We start from the raw sequence: 11,389 nt of genomic DNA, 5'->3' as shown, positions 1-11,389 counted from the left end.
TTATTCCTCGGATCCAGCGTGAGAGGCTTCACTCATGTCCATACCTTCATGACCAGACATGTCCATTTTCTCGTGGCCCGTCATGAATTTGCCAATAACCTGTTTAAACAGTCCAGGATTGGCGGTAGAGAAGAATTCAACGGGGTGATTCTCGCTAGGCGCGGCGATTTTTTCGAAATCATCCATCGTCGTCAGTGTATTCGGCGATTGTTTAGCTTTCTCGACCCACTGCTGGAATTCAGCATCGTTGGCCGTTGCGATAGCTTTGAACTTCATGCCGGAAAAACCTTTGCCACTGAAGTTGGATGACATACCATCAAAAGTCCCTGGTTCATTCGCGATCAAGTGCAGTTTGGTCTGCATACCCGCCATAGCGTAAATCTGGCTACCGAGGGTTGGAATGAAGAAGGAGTTCATCACTGAGTTTGAGGTAATCTTGAAGTTCACTGGCGTATTCGCCGGGAACGCAATCTGGTTAACGGACGCGATACCCTGTTCCGGGTAAATAAACAGCCATTTCCAGTCAAGTGCCACAACATCAATTTCGATGGGTTTTACGTCGGACGCGAGCGGTTTACTTGGTTCAAGTGCGTGGGTTGATTTCCACGTCAGGATGCCAAGGAAAACGATGATTAAGACAGGGACAGTCCAGACAACGGCTTCCACTTTATTCGAGTGTGACCAGTTTGGGCTGTATTTGGCATTGGTGTTTCCTTCCCGATATTTCCAGGCGAAAACAATAGCCATTAAGACTGCCGGAATAACGACGATCATCATCAGACCGAAAGCGGTCAGTATCAACGAACGTTGCTCCAGTGCAATCTGTCCCTTGGGATTTAACAACGCACTATCACAGCCACTTAACAATAACGTGCCTGCTATTAATGACAAAATCCCCAAACTTTTATTGTATTTCCTGAGTCTCATTTAACGACCTCAATGACAAGGGCTCTATTGTCGTTTAAGTGTGGCGGCATTTTACGGGAAGGTTTCAACACTGTAAACCAGCTTAAGATTGTGTCAGGTCTGTGTTGACACCTTTTGCTAAGGTTGTCACATATGTTGCTGAAAATGACAAAATATTAACAGGCACAATGAGTTGGCACTAATATAACAAAATTAGACGGAAATTTCTGAGGAAAAAACATACGTGTTATAAACAGCGAAAATGGCAATCAAATATTTAACAAGTTTGCATCATTTTGGATATATTAATTATACAAAAATAATTACGCACCGGTTTTTAATAATTACCAAAACGCTGTTATCTCATCACTCTATTTTTTCTAAATATCGTAGCTGATAAATATTCACATCTCTCATAAGTTGTGCCATCGTCCATGATGGTAGCTGGAAATAGCTCATTTTTCCTTATCTATAGTAACAAATTCTCTGTTATTCGTTGAGGTTTACAGTTGAGGAACGACCGTTGAGTGCAAGATAGTCCAGTACAGAACCTGTAATGATACCCAAGAGCGTAAAACCGATACCAGCTTCAAACAACAATCTGAGTAAACTACCCGGCATAACCCAACCTACCGCATTCACTGCCAGCGCGATCAGCCACAGCGCTAAAACAGCGCAGCCAAAGCCTAGCGTGCGGAGTGCCCAGCGATATCCAGTACGATAAGCTGTACGAGGCTTAAAGCTGTCGGTATTTTGTGTGTATTCGAGGGTACGTTTACAGCCTGCCAGTAGCAGAAGCCCCGGCAGCGCTGCAATAACGGAAAATGCATAAAACGCCGGCCATCCCCATAGCTCAACAAACCATCCTGCCACCGGTCCTACATAAACGCGCCCTATCGCCGAAAGGGCTGACAGTAGTGCAAATTGGGTTGCTGAAAAGGATTTATTGCACAAAGTCATCAACAATGCGACAAACGCTGCAGTGCCCATACCGCCGCACAGATTTTCAACAAACACAGCGCTCGCCATACTGAACATATGTTTATCGGTGACGGCCAGTATCCAGTAGCCAAGGTTAGAGATAGCCTGTAACAGGCCGAATAACATGAGCGCGCGGAACAAACTCAGCCGCTGCATCAGTACCCCGCCATACAATGCGCCAATAATTGTTGCCAGTAGACCGAGTGTTTTATTAACTAACCCCACATCGCCTGCATCAAAACCGACCCCACGGATCAAAAATGTAGTGGTCAGACTGGCAGCAAAGGCATCTCCTAGTTTATACAGCACAATTAAAGACAGGATCAGCCAGGCGTTATTACGATTAAAAAAATCGCGAAGCGGTGCCATGACTGCTTCATCAAGCGTACGGGGTTTCGGAATGGCAGCCGTGGGTTCCTTGGCACATAAGGTTGCAATGACCCCAGGGACCATCATGATTGCCATCAACCAATAGGTAGCTTGCCAACCTAAATAACGATCGGCGAGCCAGAGCGCCAGTCCGCCAGAAACCAGCATCGCCAGGCGGTAGCCCAGTACCGTGATCGCTGCGCCACTGCCTCGTTCTTCTGCGGGTAACACATCGGTTTTCCACGCATCAAAAACAATATCCTGAGAGGCTGAGCAAAAAGCGATCAGTACGGCTAGCGCTGCCATCAGCGTCAGATCGCGTGAGGGTTGCAGGAAACCCATTGCGATGATGCCGACGATGAGTAATAGCTGGGAAATAAGCAACCAACCGCGACGCCGGCCTAAAAAGGGGGGCGTATAACGGTCCATCAGCGGTGACCAGAGAAACTTAAAAACGTAAGCCTGGCCTACCAATGAGAAGAAGCCAATGGTTTTTAGATCGACATTTTCGACAGTCATCCAGGCCTGGAGTGTCCCTGACGTCAGAGCAAGGGGTAATCCGGAGGCAAAACCTAACAGAAGAAGAAGAGCTGCATTACGTTGAGTAAAAATGCGTAGGTAGTGGTTGGACATACAAACCTTAAGCGACTATTCCATTAGGGAGGTGATTTTGCGGCATGATACTCGTCATAGCAGAAACAGTCACTGAAAGTGATTACGATATCAACGCCTCAGGACCGATGCCTGTGATAGCTCAAGCTCGCGACACTGACTTTCGAGGGACACTTACCTGAATAGGTGTCAGGTGTTCTGCGTTCATTGTCTTGCCATCTTACCGTCACTTAACTCAGTCAGGGTATAGTTCTACTGTTTATGTGAGCAGATTTTCCGGTGCCACTGGCCACCGTCGGGCACCGGATTGCCATTAACGTGAGTTTTGTTTAACGAAGTCGTGGATGCTGGTATCTTGCGCCATATCAGCAATTACGTCGCTAAGGGTTGCGTTAACCGCGTTGGTGATTTTGTCATTAGTTGCGGTGAAGGCACCTTCGACGCTATAGGTTTGGCGGTAGTTTTTAACCTGTTTATTCCCGTTTTTTGCTGTAGCAATAATCGAGATATCTGCTTTCGTGGTGATACTGTAACGTACGTTACCTTGTGTCACATCAGAATAAAGGTTGTTTACCACGATTTGCAGATCGACAGCTCCGTTAGGGCCGATCATATAGCCACGCGCGCCCATTTGCTTTTCCAGTACTTCCTGTAATAAGAAGCGCAGATCGCGTGAAGGCGTCAGAGTGACCAACTGGTTATCACGGGTGACTTTGGCCAGTGCCTGGTCACTGCGTTGGTCGGCACCGTTAATACTGACGGTCACGCCCATCAGACTGGGATCCTGTGGCGGGAGCTGAATTTTAGGAGAAACATTTAATGTGTTGCTGTTGTTTGCACAGCCAGCCAGAATAAAAGCGGCCAGCAGCGGAAATAATAATTTTTTAAACATGCTTATTTTCTCGTTAGCGTAAGGTGTAGTGCTGACAAAACGTCGGTCATCATAACATTGCCTATAAATGAAAAAAGCCCCGGAAGCGCGTAAATTAATCACGTGGTTTTTTTTCAGACTGTCTGAAGGGGAAATGGTGATGCGAACATCGGCCTGCCACCAGATGATGCCGAGATGAGACAGAAAACAAAGCGCTTGAAAAATATTCATTGTTAAAATGCGGCTAAAGAGAAAAACCGGCTATTATTTAAATAGATGGGGCGCAGCTCGCTGCAGTAAAGGAGTGTAGTTATGATTCGCGAACAAATAGAAGAAAAGTTACGAACGGCGTTCGAACCGGTTCATCTGGAGGTACATGATGAAAGCTACCGTCATAATGTCCCTGCCGGTTCTGAAAGTCACTTTAAAGTGATTATCGTCAGTGACAGTTTTACGAATCAACGCTTCCTGGCTCGGCATCGCGCGATTTACGGCGCGTTAGCTGAAGAGTTAGCGGGTAGTGTGCATGCACTGGCGCTGCACACATATACGGCGAAAGAGTGGGGCGGGTTGCAGGATACAGTGCTTGCCTCTCCCAATTGCCGTGGGGCGGGAACATTAGCCTGAGTTCACCGTTAAATATGCTTTCCAAAACGGCCTGCGGGCCGTTTTGTTTTTACAGTTGACGGAGGGCGTTCGCGCCTGTTCAGTACGCTCTCTCGTCGCGTCCATGCGCACGCCATGGAACCATTCAGCCGCTCGGCGCTGATGAACGGAACCGCCCCAGGCGTAACCACTCGTGACAATTGACGTTGAGCGGCCGTTGCCGTTAAACGCTTAGCCCGAGCCTGGGTGACCTCCCCCTAAGTAGAACCGAATTTGCGATTTCAATCGAAAATTGAAAAAACGTCAAAGATTGGGTGATTTTGCGTTCTCGACTCGCTCAGGCGATGCCGCTATAATGCTGCGTCTATTTTTCCGGAATGTCTTCGGGACGCTTCTGGTAACAGGGAATGTGGTTCTGGTTCAGAAACCGTCCCGGTTGTTAATCAGGCTGTGCACACTTATTGCGGTGTACCGTTTCAAGTTGACCGAGCACGTGATTTTTTTTGAGGTAACAAGATGCAAGTTTCAGTAGAAACCACTCAGGGCCTGGGCCGTCGCGTTACGATTACTGTCGCTGCTGACAGCATCGAGAGCGCAGTTAAAAAAGAGCTGGTCGAGACGGCTAAAAAAGTACGTATCGATGGCTTCCGTAAAGGCAAAGTGCCGATGAACGTTGTTGCACAGCGCTATGGTGCTTCAATCCGTCAGGACGTGCTGGGCGATCTGATGCAGCGCAACTTTGTTGACGCCATCATTAAAGAAAAAATCAACCCGGCTGGTGCACCAAGTTACGTGCCGGGCGAATACAAAACCGGTGAAGATTTTACTTTTGCCGTCGAGTTTGAAGTTTATCCAGAAGTTGAGTTAAAAGGCCTCGAAGCTATTGAAGTTGAGAAGCCAGTCGTTGAAGTGACCGACGCTGACGTTGATACCATGCTGGATACCCTGCGTAAGCAGCAAGCGACCTGGAAAGATACCGATGGCGCAGCGACCGCAGAAGATCGTGCCACTATCGATTTTACCGGTTCTGTTGACGGCGAAGAATTTGAAGGTGGCAAAGCTTCTGATTTCGTGTTGGCGATGGGGCAAGGCCGTATGATTCCTGGTTTCGAAGAGGGGATCGTAGGTCATAAGGCCGGTGAAGAATTTACCATCGACGTTAACTTCCCGGATGATTACCACGCTGAAAACCTGAAAGGCAAAGCAGCGAAGTTCGATATCGTTCTGAAAAAAGTTGAAGAGCGTGAGCTGCCAGAATTCACCGAAGAGTTTATCAAACGTTTTGGCGTTGAAGATGGTTCCGTTGAAGGACTGCGCGCAGAAGTGCGTAAAAATATGGATCGCGAACTGAAAGGCGCAGTACGCAACCGCGTTAAAACTCAGGCGATCGATGGTCTGGTCAGCGCGAACGAGATCGACGTTCCTGCCGCTCTGATTGACAGCGAAATCGATGTACTGCGTCGTCAGGCAGCACAACGTTTTGGCGGTAATGAGAAGCAAGCTTTTGAACTGCCTCGTGAGTTGTTCGAAGAGCAGGCAAAACGCCGCGTAGTAGTTGGACTGCTGTTGGGCGAAGTGATTCGTACTCATGAGCTGAAAGCCGATGAAGATCGCGTGAAAGCGTTGATCGAAGAGATGGCGTCTGCCTATGAAGATCCGCAGGAAGTGATCGAGTTCTACAGCAAGAATAACGAGCTGATGAACAATATGCGTAACGTTGCTCTGGAAGAGCAGGCTGTTGAAGCCGTGCTTGAAAAAGCGAAAGTGACTGAAAAAACCACTGGCTTCCAGGAATTGATGAATCAGACTCAGCCTGCCTGATATTCTGAATCGTCTTTTATAGCGTAAACCAGGCCCATCACCACAAGGTGGTGGGCTTTTTTGTTTCTGACTGGCTGCACAGCCTTTTCTTCCCATTAACTTCATTCTTCAGCTTATTGCCGTGTCAGGCAAGTACCTTTATTCACCTCATCTATCGGCTTTGCCCTGTGAGAGCAACAGCTTAGTGGTAATCGGTCTATAATTGATTCATTAACCCTGTGGTCATATTTATTGTTCTTTGTTAGGGAGAACAGGCCGCTCACGGCGAAGAAAATTGAATTATTTAGCGCATATTTGGCTAATTAAACGGCAAATTATCATCTAAGCTGTTTTTCCCGGTTAGCGATTGATAAAAACGTTGTTATGCTTGAATCATTGGGGCAGCATCCCCAGATACAATTAACATCTGTCATCTTTCAGGATGCCGCTACGGCATATTTTGCAGAGTTGTGGATTGCAGAGCTGTTATCTTTCTGTATCCCGAGGGTTTATGGGTAGCGATACCACCCGTATTTGTAATGCTGATTGACCAACCGTTCGTATAGCGTCGGTGAGTGAGCGTTCGGGCATAGAGTTCCCGCGATCACTCAAGTAGAATCGGTACAGAAGTTGCCAAATGAAATTTATCCAGGAGACGGTAATGTCATACAGTGGCGAACGTGAACAAATTGCACCTCATATGGCTTTAGTGCCGATGGTGGTCGAACAAACTTCCCGCGGAGAGCGTTCTTACGACATCTTTTCGCGCCTGCTCAAAGAGCGCATTATTTTTCTCACCGGTCAGGTTGAGGATCATATGGCGAATCTGATTGTGGCGCAGATGCTGTTTCTGGAAGCAGAGAACCCGGAAAAAGATATCCACCTTTATATTAATTCTCCAGGTGGCGTGATTACCGCAGGGATGTCTATTTATGACACCATGAAGTTTATCAAACCCGATGTAAGCACTATTTGTATGGGACAGGCCTGTTCTATGGGGGCGTTCTTGCTGACGGCCGGAGCAAAAGGTAAACGCTACTGCCTGCCTAATTCCCGTGTGATGATCCACCAGCCACTGGGCGGTTATCAAGGCCAGGCAACCGATATTGAAATCCATGCGCGCGAAATTCTGAAAGTAAAACAGCGTATGAACGAGCTTATGGCTGAGCATACGGGTAAGACGCTGGAAGAAATTGAAAGAGATACTGAGCGCGATCGTTTCCTCTCTGCGAGTGAAGCTGTAGAGTATGGTTTAGTCGATTCCATACTGACGCATCGCGATTAAGGCTCATCCGTCTGCCGTCTCCAGGCTATAGTTAACAGGAGAAGGTGGCATTGAGTTGCAACGAACGAGGGAAGCGCAGGGCGCGCAACCCTCGCCGCAAAAAACTTGCGGATGAAGACAAGAGAAGAGGTTAACTGATGACAGATAAGCGCAAAGACGGTTCAGGAAAGCTGCTGTACTGCTCTTTTTGCGGCAAAAGCCAGCATGAAGTGCGTAAACTGATTGCCGGGCCGTCAGTGTATATCTGCGATGAATGTGTTGATTTGTGTAATGACATCATTCGCGAAGAGATTAAAGAAGTGGCCCCGCATCGTGAGCGCAGCGCGCTGCCCACACCGCATGAAATCCGCCATCACCTCGACGATTATGTTATCGGCCAGGAAAAGGCGAAAAAGGTACTGGCCGTTGCGGTCTACAACCACTACAAACGCCTGCGTAATGGCGATACCAGCAATGGTATCGAATTAGGCAAGAGTAACATTCTGCTGATCGGCCCAACCGGTAGTGGTAAAACGCTGCTGGCAGAAACCCTGGCGCGTTTGTTAGACGTACCCTTCACCATGGCAGATGCCACTACGCTGACGGAAGCGGGCTATGTTGGGGAAGATGTTGAGAACATCATTCAGAAACTGCTGCAGAAGTGCGATTACGATGTACAGAAAGCACAGCGCGGTATCGTTTATATTGATGAAATCGATAAAATTTCGCGTAAATCGGATAACCCATCCATCACGCGGGATGTCTCTGGCGAAGGTGTACAGCAGGCGCTGCTAAAACTGATCGAAGGCACGGTTGCTGCTGTACCACCACAAGGCGGACGTAAACACCCTCAGCAGGAGTTCCTGCAGGTTGATACCTCCAAAATACTGTTTATCTGTGGCGGTGCTTTTGCCGGGTTGGATAAAGTGATTTCCCAACGCGTTGAAACCGGTTCGGGTATTGGTTTTGGCGCAACGGTTAAAGGTAAATCAGAGAAAGCCAGTGAAGGTCAGTTGCTTGAGCAAGTTGAGCCAGAAGATTTGATCAAGTTTGGTCTGATCCCTGAATTTATTGGCCGTTTACCCGTCGTTGCCACGTTGAATGAATTGAGTGAAGAAGCTCTGATCCAGATCCTGCGCGAACCGAAAAATGCCCTGACGAAGCAGTATCAGGCGCTATTTAATCTCGAAGGCGTAGAGCTTGAGTTCCGTGACGAAGCGTTGACCGCCATTGCTAAAAAAGCGATGTCGCGTAAAACGGGAGCGCGTGGGCTGCGTTCTATTGTTGAAGGTGCGCTGCTGAACACCATGTACGATCTGCCTTCAATGGATGACGTAGAGAAAGTTGTGATTGATGAATCGGTGATCGATGAACAAACCGACCCAATGTTAATTTATGGTAAGCACGAAGCGCAACAGGCTTCTGGTGAATAAATAACCAAGTTAATCCAGCACGTTACCTAAAAAGGGGGATTTTTTTCCCCCTTTTGTTTTTCTCTCGCGCTTAACATTGAATGTCTGACATTCATCCCCATATACTCAAATACCTGTGGGTTTACTGCGCATTTCACAAGACAATGCGGTTCCCATCACCCTGGCGGAAATTAAACTAAGAGAGAGCTCTATGAATCCTGAGCGTTCTGAACGCATTGAAATCCCTGTGTTGCCGTTGCGTGACGTAGTGGTTTATCCGCACATGGTAATTCCGTTGTTTGTTGGTCGGGAAAAATCGATTCGGTGCCTCGAAGCCGCTATGGATCACGATAAAAAGATCATGCTGGTTGCACAGAAAGAGGCTTCAACGGATGAACCAGGCATCAACGATCTCTTCTCGGTAGGGACCGTTGCCTCCATTTTACAAATGCTGAAACTGCCTGACGGTACGGTAAAAGTGCTGGTTGAAGGTTTACAGCGCGCGCGCATTACTACGCTGGCGGATAATGGCGACCATTTTACTGCACAAGCCGAATATCTGAACTCACCAGAGATCGAAGAGCGTGAGCAGGAAGTGCTGGTACGTACGGCAATCGGTCAGTTTGAAGGCTATATCAAGCTCAACAAAAAAATCCCACCTGAAGTGCTGACATCATTGAATAGCATCGATGACGCTGCACGTTTGGCGGATACTGTTGCGGCGCATATGCCATTAAAACTGGCGGATAAACAATCCGTGCTGGAAATGTCCGACGTTAATGAACGTCTGGAATATTTAATGGCGATGATGGAATCTGAAATTGATCTGTTGCAGGTGGAAAAACGCATTCGCAACCGCGTCAAAAAGCAGATGGAAAAAAGCCAACGCGAATACTATCTGAATGAGCAAATGAAAGCGATTCAGAAAGAATTAGGCGAAATGGATGATGCGCCAGATGAAAATGAAGCTTTAAAACGTAAAATTGATGCGGCCAAGATGCCGAAAGAAGCGCGTGAGAAAACGGAAGCTGAACTGCAAAAACTGAAAATGATGTCTCCGATGTCGGCAGAAGCGACAGTAGTGCGTGGTTACATCGACTGGATGGTTCAGGTGCCATGGAATGCACGCAGTAAAGTCAAAAAAGATCTTCTTAAAGCTCAGGAAACGCTGGATACCGATCACTTTGGTCTGGAACGCGTTAAAGATCGTATCCTGGAGTATTTAGCGGTACAAAGCCGTGTGAGTAAAATCAAGGGGCCAATCCTGTGTTTGGTTGGGCCACCAGGGGTGGGTAAAACCTCGCTGGGACAATCGATAGCTAAGGCCACCGGACGTAAATATGTACGAATGGCCTTAGGTGGCGTGCGTGATGAAGCGGAGATCCGTGGTCATCGCCGTACCTACATTGGATCCATGCCGGGTAAATTGATTCAGAAAATGGCGAAAGTTGGCGTGAAGAACCCACTTTTCCTGTTAGATGAGATCGATAAGATGTCTTCCGATATGCGGGGCGATCCGGCATCAGCATTGCTTGAGGTTCTGGATCCGGAACAGAATATTGCGTTTAACGATCATTATCTGGAAGTCGATTACGATCTTTCCGACGTGATGTTTGTCGCGACCTCTAACTCGATGAATATTCCAGCACCGCTGCTGGATCGTATGGAAGTAATCCGTCTGTCGGGCTATACCGAAGATGAGAAGCTGAACATTGCGAAACAGCATCTGCTGCCGAAACAAATTGAGCGTAATGCGCTGAAGAAAAATGAGATTGCTGTTGATGACAGTGCCATCGTTGGCATCATTCGTTACTACACGCGGGAAGCTGGTGTACGTAGCCTTGAGCGTGAACTGTCGAAACTGTGCCGCAAGGCAGTGAAAACACTGCTTATGGATAAGTCGAAGAAGCACATTGAGATTAATGGTGAAAACCTCCACGAATTCCTTGGCGTACAGCGTTTTGACTATGGTCGTGCTGATAGCGAAAATCGTGTAGGCCAGGTAACCGGACTTGCCTGGACAGAAGTGGGTGGCGATTTGCTGACCATTGAAACCGCCTGCGTTCCTGGTAAAGGTAAATTAACCTATACCGGTTCTCTGGGGGAAGTGATGCAGGAATCTATTCAGGCAGCCTTGACGGTAGTGCGTGCTCGCGCAGAGAAGTTGGGCATTAATGCCGATTTCTATGAAAAGCGTGATATCCACGTTCATGTGCCTGAAGGGGCGACGCCTAAAGATGGCCCGAGCGCTGGTATTGCGATGTGTACCGCACTGGTTTCCTGCCTGACGGGTAATCCGGTGCGTGCAGATGTGGCGATGACAGGAGAAATCACGCTGCGTGGTCAGGTGTTGCCGATTGGTGGCCTGAAAGAGAAACTGTTGGCGGCACATCGTGGCGGTATTAAAACGGTGTTGATCCCGGATGAAAACAAACGCGATCTGGAAGAGATTCCCGATAACATTATCGCCGATCTGGATATTCATCCGGTGAAGCGCATTGAGGAAGTCTTGACGCTTGCGCTGCAGGATGCACCGTACGGCATGCAGATCGCTACGGCGAAATAGTG

General features: G+C 47.9%; 8 protein-coding genes. 5 read left to right on the top strand and 3 right to left on the bottom strand.

The genetic code is table 11. From position 1 onward, the window contains the following. The 3 genes from cyoA to J1C60_RS13330 all read right to left on the bottom strand — a co-directional run bounded on the left by cyoA (position 1) and on the right by J1C60_RS13330 (position 3,760). The gene (gene cyoA, locus J1C60_RS13340; RefSeq protein WP_128179311.1) at positions 1-927 is read right to left on the bottom strand and encodes a cytochrome o ubiquinol oxidase subunit II; all 927 of its coding nucleotides are present in this window, start codon (positions 925-927) and stop codon (positions 1-3) included. A 468-nt stretch (positions 928-1,395) separates the two neighbouring features. Then, positions 1,396-2,889 carry a muropeptide MFS transporter AmpG gene (gene ampG, locus J1C60_RS13335; RefSeq protein WP_128179312.1) on the bottom strand — a complete coding sequence of 498 codons (1,494 nt, stop codon included), beginning with the start codon at positions 2,887-2,889 and terminating at the stop codon, positions 1,396-1,398. Positions 2,890-3,181: 292 nt separating this feature from the next. Beyond that, positions 3,182-3,760, bottom strand: a complete 579-nt coding sequence (locus J1C60_RS13330) for a lipoprotein (protein WP_128179313.1) — start codon at positions 3,758-3,760, stop codon at positions 3,182-3,184. A gap of 291 nt (positions 3,761-4,051) precedes the next feature. Here J1C60_RS13330 and bolA point away from each other — a divergent pair, with 291 nt between their 5' ends. The 5 genes from bolA to lon all read left to right on the top strand — a co-directional run bounded on the left by bolA (position 4,052) and on the right by lon (position 11,387). Then, on the top strand, positions 4,052-4,366 hold the full coding sequence (gene bolA / locus J1C60_RS13325) for a transcriptional regulator BolA (protein ID WP_128179314.1): 315 nt from the start codon (positions 4,052-4,054) through the stop codon (positions 4,364-4,366). A gap of 495 nt (positions 4,367-4,861) precedes the next feature. Continuing rightward, positions 4,862-6,166 carry a trigger factor gene (tig, locus tag J1C60_RS13320; RefSeq protein ID WP_128179315.1) on the top strand — a complete coding sequence of 435 codons (1,305 nt, stop codon included), beginning with the start codon at positions 4,862-4,864 and terminating at the stop codon, positions 6,164-6,166. A gap of 640 nt (positions 6,167-6,806) precedes the next feature. After that, a complete protein-coding gene (gene clpP / locus J1C60_RS13315; protein ID WP_128179439.1) occupies positions 6,807-7,430 on the top strand; it encodes an ATP-dependent Clp endopeptidase proteolytic subunit ClpP in 624 nt (207 codons plus the stop codon). 137 nt (positions 7,431-7,567) lie between these two features. After that, entirely contained in the window at positions 7,568-8,842 is a 1,275-nt protein-coding gene (gene clpX, locus J1C60_RS13310) for an ATP-dependent protease ATP-binding subunit ClpX (RefSeq protein ID WP_128179316.1), read from the top strand. 190 nt (positions 8,843-9,032) lie between these two features. After that, positions 9,033-11,387 carry an endopeptidase La gene (lon, locus tag J1C60_RS13305; protein WP_128179317.1) on the top strand — a complete coding sequence of 785 codons (2,355 nt, stop codon included), beginning with the start codon at positions 9,033-9,035 and terminating at the stop codon, positions 11,385-11,387. Positions 11,388-11,389: the final 2 nt, after the last annotated feature.

The sequence above is a fragment of the [Pantoea] beijingensis genome (assembly GCF_022647505.1).
Classification (GTDB): domain Bacteria; phylum Pseudomonadota; class Gammaproteobacteria; order Enterobacterales; family Enterobacteriaceae; genus Erwinia; species Erwinia beijingensis.
This window is presented reverse-complemented; position numbering and strand designations above follow the sequence as displayed.

Bases quoted from the DNA above. Each gene is read 5' to 3' on its own strand.
- cyoA (WP_128179311.1), bottom strand. From the start codon at position 927: ATGAGACTCAGGAAATACAATAAAAGTTTGGGGATTTTGTCATTAATA.
- ampG (WP_128179312.1), bottom strand. From the start codon at position 2,889: ATGTCCAACCACTACCTACGCATTTTTACTCAACGTAATGCAGCTCTT.
- J1C60_RS13330 (WP_128179313.1), bottom strand. From the start codon at position 3,760: ATGTTTAAAAAATTATTATTTCCGCTGCTGGCCGCTTTTATTCTGGCT.
- bolA (WP_128179314.1), top strand. From the start codon at position 4,052: ATGATTCGCGAACAAATAGAAGAAAAGTTACGAACGGCGTTCGAACCG.
- tig (WP_128179315.1), top strand. From the start codon at position 4,862: ATGCAAGTTTCAGTAGAAACCACTCAGGGCCTGGGCCGTCGCGTTACG.
- clpP (WP_128179439.1), top strand. From the start codon at position 6,807: ATGTCATACAGTGGCGAACGTGAACAAATTGCACCTCATATGGCTTTA.
- clpX (WP_128179316.1), top strand. From the start codon at position 7,568: ATGACAGATAAGCGCAAAGACGGTTCAGGAAAGCTGCTGTACTGCTCT.
- lon (WP_128179317.1), top strand. From the start codon at position 9,033: ATGAATCCTGAGCGTTCTGAACGCATTGAAATCCCTGTGTTGCCGTTG.